The organism is Mycobacterium sp. UM_CSW, assembly GCF_000455205.1.
Taxonomy (GTDB): domain Bacteria; phylum Actinomycetota; class Actinomycetes; order Mycobacteriales; family Mycobacteriaceae; genus Mycobacterium.
This window is the reverse complement of sequence record NZ_AUWQ01000002.1, coordinates 1-19,710: the sequence shown is the minus strand read 5'-3', so window position 1 is coordinate 19,710 and position 19,710 is coordinate 1. Positions and strand designations below refer to the sequence as shown.

Here is a 19,710-nt window from a genome sequence, read left to right as displayed (position 1 = left end):
GCATTCACAGGCCCGGCGACGGGCGGTACGCTGACGCGACCTGCAACAAGGAGAGGATGTCATGCCCGGGTGGTGGATTATTGCGATCCTGTTTTTCCTGGTGGCGGCCGTGGCCTTCGTCGCGAGCCTGTTCCTCGGCGCGGGATCGAGGACGACCTGGTGGGGCATCACCGCGGCGGCTGCGTTGTTCGCCGTGGTCTTCACCCTTATCAGCGCCTATGACCGGGTGGACACGCGCAACGTCGGCATCATCACCGAGTTCGGCAAGCCGGTGGGCGTGCACGGCGCCGGGATCGTGTGGCATGCGCCGTGGCGCAAGGTGAGTGAGCTGTCGGAGGCGATCCAGTTGCAGGCGTTCGAGTCGAACAGCTTCGACGATGCCAGCCAGGGCAGGGGCGCCAACAACAACCCAGCGGCGATCAATGTGCGGCTGGCCAACAACTCCAACGCCTACGTGGACGAGAACCTGAACTGGCGGCTGCGCGAGGGCGCGGCCCCGAAGCTGTTCCAGGATTACGGCGGCGCCAACGTGTTCCAGACGATCAAGGAGCAGTTGGTGGACCGGCAGGCGCAGGTGGCGTTGTCGAAAGTGTTCGCCACGTTCAACCCGCAGGTCATGTTGGCGGCGGCGGCGAACGCGCCGGGCGCGTCGGCGCAGATGACCGCGCCGGCCCAGGGCGCGGACTTGCCGGCGATGGCCGCGCAGGTCAAGAAGGATCTGCAGGACGCGGTGGGCACCGAGATCGAGATCCTCGACGTGCGGATCCCGCGGATCTTCTACGACCAGCCCACCCAGCAACGCATCGACGCCTACAACCAGAAGGTTCAGGAAACGATCAACGCCCAACAGGATGTCAAGACCGCGGAGCAGAACCGGTTGGCCGCCGAGCAGCGCGCCAACCAGCCCCCACCGGATCTGCGGATCGCGATCTTCAACTGCCTCAACGATCAGGTGAAGAACGGCCGCGACCCGGCCGGGTGCTGGGGGCAGATCGGTGGCCAGCCGCTGGTGCAGGTGCCGCGCTAGAGCCGAGTCTCCGTGAGCGTCACGCTGGCGTGACGGTCGACCGCGAGCGTCACGCTGGCGTGACGCTCGGCTAGCCATGCGCCGCTAGCCGGGCAGCACCAGCACCGGCACCGGGCTCTCGCGGATGATCTTGGCGCTGCGGGAGCCGAGGAACACCCGGCGGATTTCGTCGCGCGGTCGGGTCCCGAGCGCCAGGATGTCGCCGTCGTGCCAGTCCGCCTTGCCCAGCGCCTCGTTCCAGTCGTGGCCGGTAACCACTTGCAGCGCAACGTCTTCGCCGACCACCCCGTCGGTCTTCAGGCTCGCCAAGATCTCGCGCGCCTGCGCCGCCCACGCCTCGAGGATCTCGTCCTCGACGCCCAATCCGACCTCGGGCGGATACATCGTCTTGCCGCGAACGGCGAACGTCATCACCCGCAGCGGCACCCCGAACCGCTGCGCGGTCTCCGCACAGCGCCGCACCACCTCGACCCCGTCGGGGGTGGCGGCGTAGGCGCACGTGATCCGCGTCAATCCCCCTGTGTGCGCGCGATATCCGCGGGGACTGATGGCCACCGGCACCGGTGACGCGTGCAGCAGCCAGTCGGCGGTGGTACCGACGACGACCAGGCCCGGCCCCCCGCTGGGCAGCGACCCCAGCACGACGACTTCGCCGCCGACCTCCTCGACCACCTCGATCAGTCCCGACGACACCGAGCGGTGTGCGCGATGCAGGTAGGTGACGTCGATCCCGTCGCACAGATCGTGCAGGAACCGCGCGGCCTCCTCCGCCGAGTCCGTCGCCAAATGCTCGGCCCACTGCTCGTATTCGGCGTCGACGCGGGCCAGTGACGGCGTCAGCCACGGCTTGGGCACGATGGTCGCCACGATGAGCGACGTCCCGAGCGTCCGGGCAACGCGGACGGCCAAGTGCAGCCCCGACAGGCCGACTTCACCCGCCCGGTACCCGGCGACCACGGTCACGGTGTTTCCTCGTTGAGGGCACTGTGGTGGCGGCCCCAGACGAAGTAAAAGATCAGCGCCACCGCGATCCATCCGGAGAACGCGATCCAGGTATACCAGTGCAGGCTGACCAGGATGTAGCCGCAGGCCAGCACCGAAAGTGCCGGCGTGACAGGGTAACCCGGCACCTTGAACGCCCGCGGTAGATCGGGTTGGCGCACGCGCAGGATGATCACCCCGACGGAGACGACGATGAATGCCGTCAGGGTGCCGATGGACACCATGTCCGCCAGCTTGTCGAGGGGCACGAAGGCCGCCAGGATCCCCGCCGCGGTCGCAACGATCGCCGTGTTGGTCACCGGGGTCATGGTCCGCGGATTCACGGTGGCGAACCGCGACGGAAGCAGCCCGTCGCGGCCCATCGCGAACAGGATGCGCGTCTGGCCGTACATGGAGACGAGCGTGACGGAGAAGATCGAGATGACGGCGCCGGCCGCGAGAATCGTGCTGGCCCACCGGCCGTGTGTGACGTTGTCGAGGATCGTGGCCAGGCCCGCCTCCTGCTGGGCGGCGAAGTCCCGCCACGGCTGGGTGCCGAGCGCGGCCAGCGCGACGAGGAGGTAGACGGTGGTGACGATCGTCAGGGCCGCGACGATGGCGCGCGGCATGGTCTTCTGCGGATCCTTGACCTCGTCGCCGGCCGTCGACACCGCGTCAAGGCCGATGTACGAGAAGAAGATGGTGCCGGCCGCCGAACCGATCCCGGCGACACCGAACGGGGCGAAGTCCTTGAGCCGGTCGCCGTCGAAGGCGGTGAACGCGAGGACCACGAACATGACCAGCACCCCGAGCTTGGTCAGCACCATGATCGCGTTGACCCGCGCCGACTCGCTGGCACCCCGGATCAACAGCAGCGCACACATCACGATCAGGATGATCGCCGGCACGTTCACATAGCCCGGCTGGGAGTCCCAGGGCGCCGCCGACAACGCATGCGGCAGCTGGAATCCGAACACGTTGCTCAGCAGCTTGTTGAGGTAGCCGCTCCAGGTGACCGATACCGCTGCGGTGGACACGCCGTATTCCAGCAACAGGCACGCCGCCACTCCCATCGCGACCACCTCGCCCAGGGTGGTGTACGCGTAGGAGTACGACGACCCCGAAACCGGCACCGCCGCGGCCAATTCCGCGTAGCACAGGGCCGCGAGCCCGGCCGCGATGCCCGCTATGAGAAACGAGACGATCACGCCGGGGCCGGCCTCGGGCACCGCCTGGGACATGACGAAGAAGATGCCGGTGCCGATCGTGGAGCCGACCCCGAACATGGTGAGCTGGAACGTGCCGATGCTGCGCTTGAGGTGATCCGCGGCCCCGCGCGCGGCGTGGGCGCCGACGACGGGACGGCGCCGCAGCATTTGGTCCGTCAGGCTGATCGAGCTGGATGGCACGTGCGCCCCCTGTTGCGTGGATCAGCTGATTATGCGCGAGCCTCCCGCAACGCCGCAGCGAACTGGTCAATCGCCCAGTCGATCTCCTGGCGGGTGATCACCAGCGGCGGCGCGAATCGCAGCGTCGAGCCGTGGGTGTCCTTCACCAGGACGCCGCGCCGTGCCAGCCGCAGGCTCATTTCCTTGCCGGTGCCCAGCGTGGGTTCGATGTCGACGCCGGCCCACAGCCCGACGCCGCGCACCGCGATCACACCGTCACCGATCAGCCCCCGCAGCCGGCGGTGCAGGTGCGCACCCAATTGGGCCGACCGGGCCTGGAATTCGCCGCGCGCCAGCATCGAGACGACCGTGGTGCCGATCGCGGCCGCGAGTGGGTTGCCGCCGAAGGTTGAGCCGTGTTCACCGGGGCGCAGCACGCCGAGGATGTCGCGGTCGGCGACGACCGCGGACAGGGGCACCACGCCGCCGCCGAGCGCCTTGCCGAGCAGGTAGATGTCCGGCACGACGCCCCACCGGTCACAGGCGAAGGTGTAGCCGGTGCGCGCCAGCCCCGACTGGATCTCGTCGGCGATCATCAGCACGTTGTGCTCGCTGCACAGCGCGCGGACGGTGGGCAGGTAGTCGTCGGGCGGGACGACGATGCCCGCCTCGCCCTGGATGGGCTCGAGCAGCACGGCCACCGTGTCATCGTCGATCGCCCGGGCCAGCGCCGCGGCGTCGCCGAACGGCACCGAGCGGAATCCCGGGGTGAAGGGCCCGAACCCGTCGCGCGCCGTCGGGTCGGACGAGAAGCTGACGATGCTGATCGTGCGGCCGTGGAAGTTGTTGTCCGCCACGATGATATTGGCTCGTCCCGTGGCGACGCCCTTGACTTCGGCGCCCCATTTGCGGGCGACCTTCAGCCCGCTCTCCACGGCTTCGGCGCCCGAGTTCATCGGCAGCACCATGTCCTTGCCGCAGAGTCCGGCGAGCGCGGCGCAGAACGGCCCGAGCGTGTCGGAGTGGAACGCGCGGCTCACCAGCGTGACGGTGTCCAGTTGCGCGTGGGCGGTCTCGGTGATCTCGGGGTGGCGGTGACCGAAGTTGACCGCCGAATAGGCGGCCAGGAAATCCAGATAGCGACGGCCGTCGACATCGGTGATCCATGCGCCCTCGGCACTTGCCGCAACGACGGGCAGCGGCGAATAATTGTGCGCCGCATACCTTTCGACCAGCCCGATCGCCGCGTCTGTTCCGTGCGCGGTCCGGGCGTCGAGGATCGTCATGGGAATACCTCCAATGTGCAGCACTTGACGGAGCCGCCGCCCTTGTGCAATTCGGACAAATCCACCCCGACCGGCTCGAAGCCCGCCTCCCGCAGTTGGGTGGCGAAACCAGTCGCTGCCGAGGGCAGCACGACGTTCCGGCCGTCGGAGACGACGTTGAGTCCGAGCACGTAGGCGTCGGCACTTCCCACGACGATCGCGTCGGGAAACAGTGTGTGCAGCTGATCTTGCGCCGCCGCGCTGAACGCCGGTGGATAGAACCCGATCGTGTCGTCGTCGAGGACGGCCAGCGCGGTGTCGAGATGGTAGAAGCGCGGGTCCACCAGCTCCAGCGAGACGACCGGAAGGCCCAGGGCCGCGGCGATCTCCGGGTGCGCGCGCCGGTCGGTGCGAAACCCGTAGCCCGCCAACACCGTATCGCCGACCATCAGCAGGTCGCCCTGTCCCTCGTTGACGTGGCGGGTGGCCACCGGCCGATAACCCAGCGACGACATCCAGTCGGAATAGGCGCGGGACTCGCCGGCGCGCTCGGCGAACCGAAACCTGGCGACCACGGCGATGCCGCGGGCGATGAACCCGCCGTTGGCGGCGTAGACCATGTCCGGGAGACCGGGCACGGGTTCGATCACGTCCACGTGGTGGCCCAGCCGCAGGTACGTCTGGCGCAGGGCGTCCCACTGCGCCAGGGCGAGGTGGACGTCGACGGGCGTGCCGACGTCCATCCAGGGGTTGATCGCGTATTCCACGGCGAAGAAGTCGGGCCGGGTCATCGCGTAGCGGCAGGTCCGGGACTCGCGCCGTGTCGCGGACGAGGGTGCGGCGAGGTACGAATCCGTCATAAATCAACGGTATTTGCGGCGCTCAAAACAAGCAAACGACGTTTCTTGCGTGTCTATAATCGATTTATTGCGCCAAACCGCGTGTCACGGCGATTCGTTAAGGGGCGACGGATGGACCGCCTGGATGAGACGGACGAACGGATCCTCGCCGAGCTGACCAGGAATGCGCGGGCCACCTTCGCGGAGATCGGCCAGACGGTGAATCTTTCGGCCCCGGCGGTCAAGCGCCGCGTCGACCGGATGCTCGACGACGGGGCGATCAGGGGCTTCACGACGGTCGTCGACCCCAACGCGCTCGGCTGGAAGACGGAGGCCTATGTGCAGGTGTTCTGCCACGGCACGATCGAGCCCGATCGGCTGCGGGCGGCGTGGGTGGACATGCCCGAGGTGGTCAGCGCAGCGACGGTCACCGGCACGTCGGATGCGATCCTGCACGTGTTGGCCCGCGACATGCGGCACCTGGAGGCGGCCCTGGAACGCATCCGCTCGAGCGCGGACATCGAACGCAGTGAAAGCATCGTCGTGCTGTCGAACCTCATCGACCGAATGCGGACGTAGCGGTCCGGCCTTCGTCGGCGGACATTCCGGCATGCCGGCGCAAGAAAGACACCTCGACCCGCAGCACGTTCTCGTGATCGAGCCCGCCGGCGTAGACATCGTAATGTCCACCGCGACTTCGGTAGAGCTCTCCGTACGGCGCCTTGGTGGCCACCGTCAATGCCGGTCCGACGGGAGCCATGGTGTCGTGTTCGGCCACGACCATCAGCAACGGGCACCGAGCCTTACGCGCGCGGCGCACCGGCCGGTGGACCGTCACGTCGAGCAGCGACCGAGCGGTGATCTTGTTGGGCCAGGACTCGTCGGCGGGGTGGAGCCGGGTGTATCCGATCATTGCGTCGTCCGTGGAAATGACGCCAAATTGCCCGGACGGCACGCTGATTGGCAGGTAGCGCGGCCCACGGCGGAGTACCGATCCGGCCAGATCGGCTACCGCGTGAGCAGTCAGCCGCAGCCCCCGCGTCGGCGGGACGTTGGCCAGTCCCGCCAACCCGTCCACCAGCGGGCACTGCGCGATGGCGCCGGCCAGGTCGAATTCGCCGGCGGCCAGCTCGACGATGTGCATGCCGGCAAACGAAGTGCCCCACACGAAGATTCGCGCGCTATCGAACTCATCCTGCGCGCGCGTCCAGCCCAGCACGGTGCGGTAGTCCTCGAGCTGGCGACGGATCGACAGGAACTCCCGCGGCTGACCCGTCGAACGCCCCCAGTGCCGGTAATCAAACACGACCGCCGCGAATCCATTGCAGGCGAACCGCTCCGCGAACGGCGCCAAGCCTGCCGCCTTGATACCGCCGATGCCATGCGCCATCACTACGACCGGGAACGGACCGGGCCCCTCGGGCAGATAAGCCCAGGCGTCAAGCTGCTCGCCGGCGCCGGCCGAGATCCGTAGCTCGCGGCGCTGCACGGCGCGGCCGATCATCGGGTCACCCCCTCCGGTGTGATGATCCCTGCACCCGCGTCCCGGGCCAACTCGGTGCCGAACAACGCGCCCGGTGTGAACGCGCCGGCCCGTGCGGCGCCGTTGGTGAGCCGTACGGCGGTGTGCGCGGCCACTTTCGCGGTGAACCCGTAGCCCTCGCCGGTGCGCAGCCAGGCCTCGCGGTGCGTGCCGTCGGGCCACTCCAGCCGTGCGTACGCCCAGGACACGTCGCCGGGCTTCACCGGTGGACTCAGCCGCATTCGGCTGACGAGCCGCTGCAACCCGGACCGGATCGGGCGCACCGCCAGTAGTGCCGACGCCGCCGGCAGCAGCGTCCGCACCATTCGTCCGCTTGGGACCTCGCTGGAGTACGCGAGCACATCGCCCGCGCCGGACGCCCGGTGTGCCGCCTCCAATTCGCCCGTCGGCACCGCGAGCGCATCCACTGCGGGCAAGTCGGGCAACGGAATCCGCGCATGGTCGGCCCCGAGCCGTCGACGCACCAGTTGCCCGTCCCGGTAGCGCCGCCCGCCGTCGGCGACACCATCGATCACGCTGGCCAGAACGGCCGATCCCATCCCGTCCACGGCTGGCAGCGCGGCGACCGTGGCGCGCTCCGCGGGCCGATCGCCGCGCAGCTCGATGACCAGCGCCTCAGTGGCCAGCACCCCGAAGCCGACGCCGGTGACCAACGTGACTCCTCGGGTTCGCGCGTCGCCATCCAGATCCAGGAGCTCCCGCACCGGCTCCAACTCATTGGCCAGATCCACGTAGTGACTTCCGGCGGCCATGCTCGCGCGCGCCACGGGCATGGCGGTCACGCTAAACGGGCCAATGGTGTTCACCACCACCGCCGGCTTTTCGGCGCCGATCAGCTCGATCAACTCGGTGAGCCCAGCGGCCACCTGGGTGCGCACCGGCCCGCCCACTGAGTCGGCGAAAACGGTCAACCTGCTGTGATCACGGCCGACCAGAACTACATCGGCCCCGCTGGCGACGAGTTCACGAGCGATTGCGCGACCGCCCTTGCCGGTCGCGCCGACAACCCAAATTGTTTGCATTGATTTATAGTGCACTGTGTATCGTTAATCTGTCAACCGCTATGGTGCTGGAGTTCACATGTCGGTCCTTCGAGGTCGCCCGCGCGACACCACCCTGGACACCGCAATCGCGAATGCGGCTGAGGCGGTGCTGCTTTCGCATGGGTACGCGGCCGTCAACATCGATCGTGTCGCAAAGGTTGCCGGAACCACCCGGGCCGCCATCTACCGCCGGGCAAAGACGCGGGGCGAGCTCGTAGTCGGGTTACTGGTCAGCCGCTTCGGGGTCGACCCGGCCCCCGACAGCGGAAACCTGAAGGAGGATCTGCGGCTCGTTCAGGAGCTTCAGCGCGAGTTCTTCAACGACCCGGTTATTCGGATCGCGCTGCCCGGTCTGCTCGCCGACGCGCACGCCGACTCCGATCTGAGCGACGTGGTGTTCGAGCGGTTCATGGCGCCGCGGCGCGACTCGGTGGCCGCGATGCTGGGCCGGGCAGCCGAGCGCGGCGAGATACCGCTACCGGCGCAGCCCAGCGTCGTTTCCGACCTTTTGACTGGCCCGTTGTTGCTTCGGGCCGTGATTCCAGCCATCGGGCCGATCGACGACATTCTGCTCGACGCCACCGTCGAGGCCGCGCTGAACGCATGCAAAGACGGGCGCGCTGCGCGAGCCTAACCGCACTGCGAAATGCCGGTCGATTTTTCGCAGTGGTGTTAGGCTCGCACGGCCTGAATCAGGCGCCTCAGCCTCGACGGTGACGACGTCGGTGGCCGCCGAGATACATAGGGCCACGGGCGGTTTCGCTCCGGCACGGAGGCGGCCCGGACATGCTTGAGCTGCGTGCGCAGGTGCTGGCGCAGGTCATGCAAATCGGGATCCCCCCAGCGGTTGTCGGCTTCGATCGGGTCGGCGGTCAGGTCGTACAGCTCCCACTGGTCGTCCACCGGCGATGCCCGGTACGCCTCGCCGCCGAGGCCGTTGGCCGCGAGGTGGCGCACCCCGGGTTCGGTCCAGGTGGCCGGGTCGTCGAAGGTGCGGACCAGCTTCCACAGGTGCCCGGCGCCCCCGGTCGCCGTCGCGTCGTCGACGCGCACCACCAGTCCCTCAAAATTGGAGGCGGTGTGGGCAGGCACCCGAATCCGCAGCGGCGCAGGCGGATTGACGGTCCGCTTCAGGCGGCGCGCGAGCCCCGAGGCGCCGCTGTCGCCCTCGAGCATGTTGTCGCGGGTCATCAGGTAGACGGCCCGCGCGTCATCGGCGGGCGCCCCGTCGACGACCGGCATGAGGTCGCGGCCGGGCAGCTCGTGGACTTCCGAGAACGACTCGGCGAGCGCGGACGCGGCGGCGGCCACGTCGATGCCGGCGGCCGAAAGCAGCGTCGGCACAAGGTCGACGTGCGACGTCGGCGCGGTCACCACGCGCGGCCCGGTCGGCCGCTCACCGATGCGGGCGATCACGAACGGAACGCGAGTCGCCTCGTCGTACAGGTTGAACCATTTCTGGTGCAGCCCTCCGTGGGCGCCCAGCAGGTCCCCGTGGTCTGCGGTGCGCACCAGCACCGCGTTGGCCGAACCCCCCTCGGTCACCGCCCGCCTGACGCGGTCGATGGGCCCGTCCACCTCGGCGTGCAGGCGGTAATAGAGGTCGCGGTAGCGCTGGGCGCTGCGCTCGTAGATTCGGCTGATCGCCGGTGCCGGGCCGTAGCCGGAGTAATACGCCTCGCGGAAGGCGATTTGAGCGGCCGGCTTCGTCGAAAGGTCCTCGTCGGCGGTGGGCGCCGCGGGCACCGGCGGCGGGTCCAGCGGTGACGGCTTGACCGGACCCCGGCGCGACCAGGTGGGGAACAGCACGATGTCGTGGGGGTTGACGAAGCTGGCGACCAACAGGAACGGGCGCAGCGCGTCGGGGTCGCCGGCGCGGCGGCGGGCGTAGCGGTCGGTGAGCCAGGCGACGACGCGGTCGGCGATCAACGGGTCCCGGCGAATGCCCGCGTTGGCCAGCAGCGCGCCGTGCGGTTCGGGACCCACCCATCCCGAAAAGCCAAACGCTCCAAGCGGATCGGCGTCCAGATAGCGCTGGACGGCCGCGGCATCGACGACGCCGTCGTCGTCGTTGGTCAGCAGTGAACGCCCGGTCGAGGGATCGACAACGTCGGCGTGCGAGATGTGCCACTTGCCGTCGTAGTGGGTGTCGTAACCCGCCGCCCGAAACCAGTTGCCCAGGGTGGGCACCTCGCCCTGGCGGAGCCACCGCATGCGGGAATCGTCGGCCGTCTTGCCAATACCGTCGGTCTGGGTGACCCCGTGCAGGTCGGGGTAGTGCCCGGTGAAAATCGTCGGGCGGCTGGGCACGCAGGCCAGCGATCCGGTGTAGTGCCGGCCAAAGCTGACGCCATGATCGTCGAACCACTTGCGCCCGCTCAGTATTCGGTCGCGCCAGGCCAACACCTCGCGCGCCTCATACGGCGGGACGGCGCGCTCCTCGTCAGTCGTCAGAATGATGACATCGGGACGGCCGTCGGGGCGATCAGACACGGGCGTTCTCCAATCGATTCGCGAGCCCGGCCAGCATCACGTCGGACTGTCGCGCGAGGAACCGACACAGGACACTTTCGGCGAGTTTCTGGACTGGGCGGGCGCCAATTTCGACCGTGCTCGTCAGCGTCACGACAGTCGAGCCCGAGGGGGCCGGGTCGAGCGTCCAGCGGTTGGTCATCCTGCGCACGCGGCTGGGCAGGCCCTCGACGTCGTAGGCCAGGGCGCGCGGCGGGTCGAACTCGGTGATGCGTTCGACGAGGGCATCCCGTTTGACCTGGACTCGCCGGGCGGTGCCGACGCCCGCCCCGTCGGCTCCGGAGAACAGGATGCAGGAGTGGTCGACGTTGCCGGCCCACGAACTGATCGCGCCGAAGTCCGCAAGCACGTCCCAGATCTGTTGGGGGCGGGCCGCGATGCTACGACTGCGGCGAACGTCGGCCATGCCTAGGGCATCGTGTGGAACATCGTCTCGAGCACCACCGCCAGGGCACTGACCGCGATGGTGATCGCGATGGTCACCCAGTCGGCCAGCTTGGGCCGCGCCGGATTGGCCGAGAGCTGACCGGCGCCGCCGCGGGCGGTGATCGCGTCGCCCATCTCGTCGGCGCGCCGCAGGGTGACGGTGGTGGCGGCGGCCAGCAGGTCGATCAGCTCCAGGGCGTGGCGGCGGCGACGGGCCTTGCGGCTCCGCGGTATTCGTTTGGGTCGCAGCCGGCGGGCCGCGTAGAGCACTTGGAATTCGTCGATCAGCATCGGGAAGGCGCGCAGCGCCAGGGCCAGGGCCGCCGCCCATTCGTCGACCGGGATCCGCAGCAGCTTTAAAGGTCGGCCCAAAGTGGCCAGCGCGGGCCCGATGTCGGCGACATTGGTGGTCCACGACACCATCGCGCCGAGCGCGAGCAGCACGATCGACAGCGCGGTGATCCGCAGGAAGTGCAAGCCTCCCCCGAGTCCGATATCAAGGCCGCCGATCGAGAACTTCGGGGTGCCGCCGCCGAGCACGGCGGTGATGCCGCCCAGGGCGATGACGATCCACAGCCACCGCGGGACCGACGGCACCGCACCGCGCGGAATGCGCGCGATCCGGGCCGCCGCCAGGACCAGCGCCGCCACCAACCCGATCGTCACCCAGCCCGGGTAGAACGTCAGCAGCGCCGAAACACCAAAGACGACGAGCAGTTTGGTGCCCGCCCACAGTTCGTGGATGGTGGACGTTCCGGGCACCGGGACGAGCAGCACGACGGGACGCGGGGTGCGTCGGGTCGAGCCGCGCGCCGGGGCGGAGGTTGCGGTCATGCCATCCCCCCCGCCGTGGCGGACACGGGCTCCAAGGTGCCGTTGCGCAGGTGCAGGGTGCGTGGGCACAGCTCCTCCAGTCCCACAAAGTCGTGCGAGATGACGACGACCGTCAGGTCCTGCTCGCGGCGCAGGTCTTCCAGCAGCCGCAGCAGGCCGCGCTGGCTGGCGGCGTCCAACCCGGCCAGCGGCTCGTCGAGGATCAGGGCCCGCGGCGAACGGGCCAGCAATCCGGCCAGCACCACCCGGCGCATCTGACCGCCGCTGAGCTGGTCGATGGGCCGCTTGGCCAGAGCGGGATCGAGTCCGACGACGGCCAGCGCCTCGGCGACGCGATCAGTCTCTCGCGGCGAAAAGCCCGCTGCCGAGGCCACTTCCAGTTCGACGCGGCTGCGCATCAGCTGCAGCCGGGCCGCCTGGAACGACAACGCCACCGCGCCGACCTGCTCGTGGGTGGGCCGGCCATCCATGAGGCAGGCACCGGTCGTCGGCACCGTGAGCCCGGCCATGATCCAGGCCAGCGTCGACTTGCCCGAGCCGTTGCCGCCGTGGATCAGCACCCCGTCTCCCTGCTCCACGGTGAAACTGACGTCGCGCAATGCGGTTTTGGCCCACGGGGTGCCGCTGCCGTATTCGTGGCCGACGCCGACAAGTTCGATCACCGGCGCCTGCGTGCGGTGGTTCAGCGGGGTGGCCCCATGGGTTCCGGCCGGCGCGGGCACCGTCTCGACCATGACCGCGTTATCCGGGGAATCGCTGAGATCGATTGTGCGGTCGGCGGAATCGGCCTCGTTGTTGTAATGCGTGATGTGCACCAGGGCGGTGCGGTGGCGCTTGGTCAGACCGGACAGCACGCGCAGCAACGTATCCCGTCCCTGCTGGTCGACCATGGTGGTCACCTCGTCGGCGATGAGCAATGCCGGCTCCCGGGCCATCGCCGCGGCGAGCGCGAGGCGTTGCAGCTCGCCCCCGGAGAGGCTTCCCGTCTCGCGTTGCGCGAGCCCGTCGAGGCCGACCTCGCTCAGCAGCCGGTCCACGTCGATCTTGGTGCCCGGCGGCAGACCCCACACGACGTCGTCGGCGACCCGCGTGCCGAGCACCTGGCTTTCGGGGTGCTGCAGCACGACCGCGGTGCCGCCAGTCTTGCCCAGACCCACCGCGCCCGGGCGCTCCACGGTCCCCGACGTCGGTTCGCGGCCGGCCAAAATCAGCATCAGCGTGGTCTTCCCGGAGCCGTTGGGTCCGGTGATCGCGACGTGTTCGCCGACCCGGAGATCCATGCTGAGCTCGCGCAGCGCGTCCTGGCGGGCACCGGGGTAACGGAAGCGCACCTTGTCCAGCCGCACCGGCACCGGCCCGACGGGGCCCTGCTCGGCGCCGCTTCCCTCCGACGCGTCCAGCTGGTGCACATCGGGGATGCCGCGCATCCGATCCAGCAGACGCGACAGCGCCCACCAGCCGATCAGCGACACGACCAGGATCCCGATGAGGTAATAGATCAGCACCAGCAACTGCCAATGCTGCACGCCGAGAGCGAAATACCGCTTCAGGTCCTCGCCAACGCCGTGCATGTGTACGCGGGTCAGGAAGGCCGCGACGCCATTCACGTCCGCGGTGATGACGTCGAAGATCAGGTGCCGCAGTCGGCTCATCACGGTCAGGCCGATGACGTCGGCGGCGCCGAACGCCAGGCCGGCGACCAATGACCAGACGATCACCGTCGGCAAGCCACGGCGCTTGCGCTTGATGATTCCGGTCAGACCGCCGATGTAGACGCAATGGATGACGGTCATGAGGCCGCCCAGCCCGGCGATCAGGAAGGCGATCATCCCGGCCGCGACCGTCGCGGCCATCAGGACGCGGAACCGGTAGCGGTAGGCCAGCAGCCCGGTGGGCACGGTGCCCAGCAACGCCAGTCCCGCGGCGAACGGGACGACCACCGAGAGGATGGCGATGACCGCGCACAGCGCGCCCATGACGGCGGCCTGCGCCAATTCGACCGGTCGCAGCGGTCCACCCCGGTGGCGTGATCGGGATGGTCGGGGGACGGTCACCTCACCGATTCTGCCAGGCCGCGGCGGCATGTTCCCGCGCCACACCCCGCAAGCTGGGTTTTTGCGGCGACGCGTGTGGCGCTCGTCTCGCTTAGCAAAGCTATGCAACCATGGATGTATGAACGCATCCGCCGCCAACCACAATGATGTCGTTGACGCCGCAAACACCGAGCCCCAGTCCGGCCTTGGGGCCGACCTCCTCGCCGTGGTCGCCCGGCTCAACCGGCTGGCCACCCAGCGCATCCAGATGCCGCTGCCCGCGGCGCAGGCCCGGCTGCTGGCCACCATCGAGGCGCACGGGGAGGCTCGGATCGGCGACCTGGCGGGCGTCGACCACTGTTCTCAACCGACGATGACCACCCAGGTGCGCCGCCTGGAGGACGCCGGCCTGGTGACGCGGACCGTCGACCCCGGCGACGCCCGGGCGGTACGCATCCGCATCACGGCCGACGGGATACGCACGCTCGACGCCGTTCGGGCCGACCGGGCCGCCGCGATCGAACCGCAGTTGGCCCTGCTCGAGCCGGCCGACCGCGAGGTGCTCACGCAGGCGGTCGAGGTCCTGCGGCGGCTGCTCGAGAACGCGTCGGCGACGCCGCGCCGCCACACGCTGTGACGGAGCAGTCTGGTGGCTGCACAGCCGTGGGCGGGTAGACACTGAAAGTTCCGACTAACCAGTGATGGAAAGGTGGCGGTGATGCGGCCCGAGGCTTCCGCCCTCCCGGCCCCCCCGTTGACCGTATGGGTCGGACCGACGAGGTACGTCTTCGCGCCCGGTCGCGACGTGCTGGTGGGCTACGGCCCGGGAGTCGACATCCGATTGGGGTCACCCGGCCACCCGGCGCCGCCCCACCCCGACGTGGTGCTGCGATTCACCGGCCGCCACTGGGTGGCCATCGACAACAGCCCCCGCGGGATGTTCGTCAACGGCTCGCGGGTGCCGACCGTCGACATCCACTCCGGCCAGGCGATCACGATCGGCGATCCGCAGCGAGGCCCGCGGCTGGTTTTCCAGATCGATCCCCCCGCTCCGCCCCGGCGGCCCCCGGCTCCGCCGCCACGCCCGGGCCCTCCCGCGCCCCCGCCGCCTGTCACCCGGAACCGCCCCAACGACCCCAACTTGTGGGCGCCGACCGAGCGCGGCACCCAGCCGATCCGGATCCCGCCACCCCAGCCGCCCGCGGCCGAGCCGCCCCGCCCGCCTGCGCCGTCTGAACCGCCGCCGCCCTCCGTCGCGGAGGCCCCGGAAGTCGTCGACGCCCCAGAGGCCGCAGCAGACGAACCGTCAAACGCTCCGGGTCTGATCGAGCGGATGACCACGCGGAAGCTGCCGACCGCGGGCCCCTCCTTCCGCACCCAAGAGGGCAACACGACGTATCGGCTGCCGCTGCGATCCGGTGCGCGCACCAGCGGGGTCACGGCGTACCAGCTCGAACTCACGGTCGACGGGCACGAGGTGCTCACGGACATCTCGTTCACGGCGGCTGTGGGGACGCTGACCGCGATCGTGGGGCCTTCGACGGCGCGCAACTCGGCGCTGCTCGAACTGCTGGCCGGCACAAGGGATCTCAGCTCCGGAACAATTACGGTCGACGGCCACGACGTGCACGCCGAGCCCGAGTCGATGCGCTCGCGCATCGGAATCGTGCGCGGCGACGAGTGCCTGCATCCGCGGCTCACGGTCGAACAGGCCCTGGGCTACGCCGCCGAACTGCGCCTGCCGCCGGACACCGCTGCCGAGCACCGCCGGCGGGTGGTCGACCAGGTGCTCGAGGAGCTCGAGCTGGCGCCCCACCGCGCGACGCGGATCAGCAAACTGCCGCCCGAGCTGCGACGGTGCGCCTCGCTGGCGGTCGAACTGGTCACCCGGCCGACGCTGCTGGTGGTCGACGATCCCGGCGCCGGGCTCGATGGGCCGCAGCAAGACCACGTGATGGCGATCCTGCGCCGACAGGCCGACATCGGCTGTGTCGTGGTGGTCGCGATGCCGTCGCACTCGTCGCTGAACAACCTCAACCTCTGCGACCAGGTGCTGGTCCTGACCGCGCGGGGCGCCCCGGCTTTCCTCGGGACCCCGTTGCAGGTCGAGTCCGCGATGGGCAGCACCGACTGGGCCAGAGTCCTCGAGCAGGTCGGCGCCGATCCGGACGGCGCGCACCGCGAGTTTCGGGTGCGGCAACCAGCGCCGACCGCTCCCACGCCGCCGGAGGTCGCCGCGCCGTGGCCGCTGCCCGAAAAGCTCTCCGCCAAGCGGCAAGTCCGGCTGCTCGCCCGTCGTCAGCTCCGCCTGCTCTTCGCCGACCACCTCTACTTCCTGTTCCTGGCGATCCTGCCCTTCGTGTTGGCGGCGCTGGCCCTATTGATCCCCGGCGATTCCGGGCTGGAGCGGCCCAACCCGAGCAGCTCCAACCCGCACGAAGCCATCGAAATCCTGGCCGCGCTCAACATCGCCGCGGTGATCGTGGGCACCGCACTGACCATCCGCACGCTGGTCGAAGAGCGCCGCCCCTTCCGCCGCGAGCAGGCCCTCGGGCTTTCGGCCCCGGCCTACCTGGGCGCCAAGATCGTCGTCTTCGGCCTGGCCGCGCTCCTCCTGTCGGGCATCGTCTTCGCGATCGTCATCGTCGTGAAAGGCGGGCCGGTGCACGGCCCGGTGCTGTTGGGCTTCTCCGGCGGGGCCACGGCCGAGCTCTTTTTGAGCGTCGGCGCGACGGCAGTCGTGTCGGCGGTCGTCGGGCTGGCGCTGTCCGCGATGGGCAGCCGGCTGCGCGAGGTGCTGCCGCTGCTGGTGCTGGTGATCCTGGCGTCGCTGCTGTTCAACGGGAGCCTGGTGCAGCTGGTGAGCAAGTGGGGCTTTCAGCAGGTTTCGTGGTTCGTCCCGGCCCAGTGGGGCTTCGCGGCGTCGGCGTCGGTCGCCGATCTGCGCAGGGTCGACGCGCTCGCCGCCGACGCCCTGATGTGGACGCACTATTCGGGCTGGTGGATCTTCGACATGGGGATGCTCTTGGGCTTCGGCGCCGGCGCGGCCGGCTTTGCCCTCTACCGGCTGCGGGCTAGACGTACCGCCTGACGTGGCGGCAGTAGTCGGCGTATTCGTCGCCGTATCGCTGCCGCATGAACCCCTCCTCGCGCAACACTTGCCGGTGGAACAGCGCGGTGCCGGCGAGCAGGTAGATCAACGGAACCCAGTTGGGGAATACCAGGAGCTGGCCGACGAGGAAAACGAAGAACCCGACATATATCGGATTGCGGCTGACCGCGAATATGCCCGTCGTCACCAGTCTGCCGGGATGGTCGGTGTCGATGCCGACCCGGAAGCTGTTGCCGAACGACACCAGGCTGAGCACCAGGATCAGGACCCCAACCAGGCAGAAAGCCACTCCCAGCCAGGCGAGAAGCGTCGAATGGAAAAACCGCTGACGGCTGGCCAGGGGCCAACCGAAGGCGGCGGCGAACACCGTGTAGAAGTAGAACAGCGCGACGGGCGGGATCAGGAAGTCGGTCTTGTCGAGCTTCCCGAAATGCATTGCTCGAGTGCCGGTTCTGCGCAGCAGCACCACTCTGCCGATCACTGTGCCGATCAGGAGCACGACCATGGCAGCGGCCAGATACTGCGGCATGGCTTGATGATGACACCCCCAGCGCCGCGCCGAGCGCGCACTCAGCGCGAAAATCCGGCCCGAGACCCGCAACCAGTGCACGTTGGACGATTGTTATTCAAGGTCTGTTTCAAGGCCTGAGCAGCGGGTTACCGTCCTTTCATGGCACCAGACACGAAGAGCACCGCCGAACATTTGCGCAACGCCTTGGACGGGCGGTGGCGCGACGTGAAGAACCGGATGCGGGCCACGATGACCGAGGAGCTGTTCCGCCCGCATTACACGCCGAACACGGTGATCGCCCGCACCAAGGTGGCCGAGCAAATGCGGATCATGGCCGCGTTCGGGGCCGCCGCCGACAACTTCCGCAAGGAGCACGGTGGCACCGGCGACGTCGGCGCGGCGATCACGATGATCGAGATGCTCGCGATGTCGGACCTGTCGCTGATGGTCAAGGCCGGGGTCCAGTGGGGGCTGTTCGGCGGTGCCGTCGAGAACCTGGGCACCGAGCGCCACCACGAGGCGTACGTGAAGCAGATCATCAGCCTCGAGCTGCGCGGTTGCTTCGCGATGACCGAGACCGGGCACGGCAGCGACGTCCAGTCGGTGGAGACCACCGCGACCTACGACGCCGAGGCCGAGGAGTTCGTCATCGACTCCCCCACCCCGACGGCCCGCAAGGATTACATCGGCGGAGCCGCCCAAACCGCCACTATGGCAGCGGTTTTCGCGCAATTGATCACCACCGAGGACGGAAAGCCGGTCAACCACGGCGTGCACTGCGTTCTGGTCCCGATCCGCGACGCCGACGGCAACGACCTGCCCGGGGTGACGACGTCGGACTGCGAGTACAAGGGCGGCCTGCCCGGTGTGGACAACGGCCGCATCGTCTTCGATCACGTCCGCGTCCCGCGGGTGAACCTGCTGAACAAATACGGCGACGTGGCGCCGGACGGCACCTACAGTTCGCCGATCGACAACCCGAACCGCCGGTTCTTCACCATGCTGGGCACGCTGGTTCGCGGCCGGATCACGGTGGGCGGCAGCGCGGGCGCCGCGGCGCGCGTCGCGCTGGACATCGCGACTCGATATGCGTTGCAGCGCAGGCAATTCAAGGCCCCGGATGACGACACCGAAGTGCTGATCATGGACTACCTGGTGCATCAGCGCCGGCTGTTTCCGTTGATCGCGAGGTCATACGCGCTGCAGTTCGCCCAGAACGAGCTGGTCAGCAAGTGCCACGACATCCAGACCGCGGACGCCCCCGACGCCGACGAGCAGCGCGAGCTGGAAGCGCGGGCCGCGGGGCTCAAGGCGGCCAACACCTGGCATGCGTCCCGGGCCATCCAGGAGGCGCGGGAGGCCTGCGGCGGCGCGGGTTACATGGCCGAGAACCGCCTTATCGGGCTGCGCGGCGACACCGACGTGTTCACCACGTTCGAGGGCGACAACCATGTGCTGACCCAACTGGTGGCCAAGGAGCTGCTGACGGCGTACGCCGACGACATCCGCAGCATGAGCCCGGTCGAATGGGTGCGCTTCGCCGCCAACACCGTCGGTGAGCGGGTGCGGAAACGCACTGCGGCCGAGGCGATTATGCAGACGATCATCGACGCCCGCCAAGACAGCGAAGAGGAAGGCAGCCTGTTCAACCGCGGCACCCAGGTCACCATGTTCGAGGAACGCGAGGACTACCTTTTGTCTTCGGTGGCACGCCGGCTGCAAGGCAAATCCAAGGAGATGTCGGAATTCGACGCGTTCAACGCCGTGCAGGATCACGTGCTGCACGCTGCGAGCGCGCACATCGACCGGATTGTGCTGGAGGCGTTCGTCGCCGGGATCGACTCATGCGAGGACGAGGACGCCCGCGAGCTACTCGAAATGGTCTGCGATTTGTACGCATTGTCGGTGATCGAGGACGACAAGGCCTGGTATATCGAGCATGGCTACCTGTCGACCGGGCGGGCCAAGGCCGTCACCCGCGGCATCAACGACCGATGCCGCAAGCTGCGCCCCTACGCCGAGACGCTGGTGGACGGGTTCGGCATCCCCGAGCCGCTGCGGTACGCGGAAATGCTGCACCCGGAGAACCTGCCGGACTGAGCCTTTCGGCGGCATGGGTTTGGGCGCCGACTGTGGGCCTTATGTACGAAATTCGCACGGTGGTTTCACGCGGTCG

At 68.8% G+C, this 19,710-nt stretch carries 17 protein-coding genes; 6 read left to right on the top strand and 11 right to left on the bottom strand.

Annotated elements, in window-relative coordinates; translation table 11 throughout:
- Positions 1-61: 61 nt before the first annotated feature.
- Positions 62-1,027: an SPFH domain-containing protein gene (locus tag N415_RS01265; RefSeq protein WP_068176270.1), complete on the top strand. Its 966-nt coding sequence runs from the start codon at positions 62-64 to the stop codon at positions 1,025-1,027.
- Between the two features lie 84 nt (positions 1,028-1,111).
- Here N415_RS01265 and N415_RS01260 read toward each other — a convergent pair whose 3' ends face one another.
- From N415_RS01260 to ddaH, 4 genes are read right to left on the bottom strand one after another with little or no spacing between them, the layout of a single operon-like run.
- Positions 1,112-1,990, bottom strand: a complete 879-nt coding sequence (locus N415_RS01260) for a universal stress protein (protein ID WP_068176267.1) — start codon at positions 1,988-1,990, stop codon at positions 1,112-1,114.
- The gene (locus N415_RS01255) at positions 1,987-3,417 is read right to left on the bottom strand and encodes an amino acid permease (protein WP_068176265.1); all 1,431 of its coding nucleotides are present in this window, start codon (positions 3,415-3,417) and stop codon (positions 1,987-1,989) included. The genes N415_RS01260 and N415_RS01255 overlap by 4 nt, the downstream gene beginning before the upstream one ends.
- A gap of 29 nt (positions 3,418-3,446) precedes the next feature.
- Positions 3,447-4,682: an ornithine--oxo-acid transaminase gene (gene rocD, locus N415_RS01250; RefSeq protein WP_068176262.1), complete on the bottom strand. Its 1,236-nt coding sequence runs from the start codon at positions 4,680-4,682 to the stop codon at positions 3,447-3,449.
- Positions 4,679-5,521 carry a dimethylargininase gene (gene ddaH, locus N415_RS01245; RefSeq protein ID WP_068176260.1) on the bottom strand — a complete coding sequence of 281 codons (843 nt, stop codon included), beginning with the start codon at positions 5,519-5,521 and terminating at the stop codon, positions 4,679-4,681. Before ddaH ends, rocD begins: the two co-directional genes overlap by 4 nt.
- Positions 5,522-5,632: 111 nt before the next feature.
- On the opposite strand from ddaH, the gene N415_RS01240 reads away from it, so the two are divergent.
- A complete protein-coding gene (locus N415_RS01240) occupies positions 5,633-6,079 on the top strand; it encodes an Lrp/AsnC family transcriptional regulator (protein WP_067156435.1) in 447 nt (148 codons plus the stop codon).
- On the opposite strand, the gene N415_RS01235 is transcribed toward N415_RS01240, so the two are convergent.
- Positions 6,057-7,004 (bottom strand): alpha/beta hydrolase, encoded by a 948-nt coding sequence (locus tag N415_RS01235; protein ID WP_068176257.1) that lies wholly within the window; start codon positions 7,002-7,004, stop codon positions 6,057-6,059. The genes N415_RS01240 and N415_RS01235 overlap by 23 nt on opposite strands.
- Positions 7,001-8,065, bottom strand: coding sequence for a saccharopine dehydrogenase NADP-binding domain-containing protein (locus N415_RS01230; RefSeq protein WP_068176249.1), 1,065 nt, complete (start codon positions 8,063-8,065; stop codon positions 7,001-7,003). The genes N415_RS01235 and N415_RS01230 overlap by 4 nt, the downstream gene beginning before the upstream one ends.
- Positions 8,066-8,123: 58 nt before the next feature.
- Here N415_RS01230 and N415_RS01225 point away from each other — a divergent pair, with 58 nt between their 5' ends.
- Complete coding sequence (locus tag N415_RS01225) at positions 8,124-8,720, top strand: TetR/AcrR family transcriptional regulator (RefSeq protein WP_239645417.1); 597 nt, start codon at positions 8,124-8,126, stop codon at positions 8,718-8,720.
- A 38-nt stretch (positions 8,721-8,758) separates the two neighbouring features.
- Here N415_RS01225 and N415_RS01220 read toward each other — a convergent pair whose 3' ends face one another.
- From N415_RS01220 to N415_RS01205, 4 genes are read right to left on the bottom strand one after another with little or no spacing between them, the layout of a single operon-like run.
- Positions 8,759-10,579, bottom strand: a complete 1,821-nt coding sequence (locus tag N415_RS01220; protein WP_068176246.1) for a sulfatase-like hydrolase/transferase — start codon at positions 10,577-10,579, stop codon at positions 8,759-8,761.
- Positions 10,572-11,024 carry an SRPBCC family protein gene (locus tag N415_RS01215; protein WP_068176244.1) on the bottom strand — a complete coding sequence of 151 codons (453 nt, stop codon included), beginning with the start codon at positions 11,022-11,024 and terminating at the stop codon, positions 10,572-10,574. Before N415_RS01215 ends, N415_RS01220 begins: the two co-directional genes overlap by 8 nt.
- 2 nt (positions 11,025-11,026) lie before the next feature.
- The gene (locus N415_RS01210) at positions 11,027-11,878 is read right to left on the bottom strand and encodes an energy-coupling factor transporter transmembrane protein EcfT (RefSeq protein ID WP_068176241.1); all 852 of its coding nucleotides are present in this window, start codon (positions 11,876-11,878) and stop codon (positions 11,027-11,029) included.
- Positions 11,875-13,962 carry an ATP-binding cassette domain-containing protein gene (locus N415_RS01205; RefSeq protein ID WP_068176582.1) on the bottom strand — a complete coding sequence of 696 codons (2,088 nt, stop codon included), beginning with the start codon at positions 13,960-13,962 and terminating at the stop codon, positions 11,875-11,877. The genes N415_RS01210 and N415_RS01205 overlap by 4 nt, the downstream gene beginning before the upstream one ends.
- Positions 13,963-14,050: 88 nt before the next feature.
- Between N415_RS01205 and N415_RS01200 the strand changes: the two genes are divergently transcribed.
- Entirely contained in the window at positions 14,051-14,548 is a 498-nt protein-coding gene (locus tag N415_RS01200) for a MarR family transcriptional regulator (RefSeq protein ID WP_068176237.1), read from the top strand.
- Positions 14,549-14,629: 81 nt separating this feature from the next.
- Positions 14,630-17,002, top strand: coding sequence for an ATP-binding cassette domain-containing protein (locus N415_RS01195; protein WP_068176580.1), 2,373 nt, complete (start codon positions 14,630-14,632; stop codon positions 17,000-17,002).
- Here N415_RS01195 and N415_RS01190 read toward each other — a convergent pair.
- A complete protein-coding gene (locus N415_RS01190; RefSeq protein ID WP_068176234.1) occupies positions 16,986-17,552 on the bottom strand; it encodes an isoprenylcysteine carboxylmethyltransferase family protein in 567 nt (188 codons plus the stop codon). The genes N415_RS01195 and N415_RS01190 overlap by 17 nt on opposite strands.
- A gap of 141 nt (positions 17,553-17,693) precedes the next feature.
- Here N415_RS01190 and N415_RS01185 point away from each other — a divergent pair, with 141 nt between their 5' ends.
- Positions 17,694-19,634, top strand: a complete 1,941-nt coding sequence (locus N415_RS01185; protein WP_068176231.1) for an acyl-CoA dehydrogenase — start codon at positions 17,694-17,696, stop codon at positions 19,632-19,634.
- The last annotated feature ends 76 nt before the right edge of the window (positions 19,635-19,710 follow it).

Excerpts from the sequence above, each read along its gene's own strand:
- ddaH (WP_068176260.1), bottom strand. The coding sequence starts at position 5,521 with ATGACGGATTCGTACCTCGCCGCACCCTCGTCCGCGACACGGCGCGAG.
- N415_RS01195 (WP_068176580.1), top strand. The coding sequence starts at position 14,630 with ATGCGGCCCGAGGCTTCCGCCCTCCCGGCCCCCCCGTTGACCGTATGG.
- N415_RS01215 (WP_068176244.1), bottom strand. The coding sequence starts at position 11,024 with ATGGCCGACGTTCGCCGCAGTCGTAGCATCGCGGCCCGCCCCCAACAG.
- N415_RS01210 (WP_068176241.1), bottom strand. The coding sequence starts at position 11,878 with ATGACCGCAACCTCCGCCCCGGCGCGCGGCTCGACCCGACGCACCCCG.
- N415_RS01230 (WP_068176249.1), bottom strand. The coding sequence starts at position 8,065 with ATGCAAACAATTTGGGTTGTCGGCGCGACCGGCAAGGGCGGTCGCGCA.
- N415_RS01200 (WP_068176237.1), top strand. The coding sequence starts at position 14,051 with ATGAACGCATCCGCCGCCAACCACAATGATGTCGTTGACGCCGCAAAC.
- rocD (WP_068176262.1), bottom strand. The coding sequence starts at position 4,682 with ATGACGATCCTCGACGCCCGGACCGCGCACGGAACAGACGCGGCGATC.
- N415_RS01235 (WP_068176257.1), bottom strand. The coding sequence starts at position 7,004 with ATGATCGGCCGCGCCGTGCAGCGCCGCGAGCTACGGATCTCGGCCGGC.
- N415_RS01205 (WP_068176582.1), bottom strand. The coding sequence starts at position 13,962 with ATGCCGCCGCGGCCTGGCAGAATCGGTGAGGTGACCGTCCCCCGACCA.
- N415_RS01225 (WP_239645417.1), top strand. The coding sequence starts at position 8,124 with ATGTCGGTCCTTCGAGGTCGCCCGCGCGACACCACCCTGGACACCGCA.
- N415_RS01240 (WP_067156435.1), top strand. The coding sequence starts at position 5,633 with ATGGACCGCCTGGATGAGACGGACGAACGGATCCTCGCCGAGCTGACC.
- N415_RS01185 (WP_068176231.1), top strand. The coding sequence starts at position 17,694 with ATGGCACCAGACACGAAGAGCACCGCCGAACATTTGCGCAACGCCTTG.
- N415_RS01265 (WP_068176270.1), top strand. The coding sequence starts at position 62 with ATGCCCGGGTGGTGGATTATTGCGATCCTGTTTTTCCTGGTGGCGGCC.
- N415_RS01190 (WP_068176234.1), bottom strand. The coding sequence starts at position 17,552 with ATGCCGCAGTATCTGGCCGCTGCCATGGTCGTGCTCCTGATCGGCACA.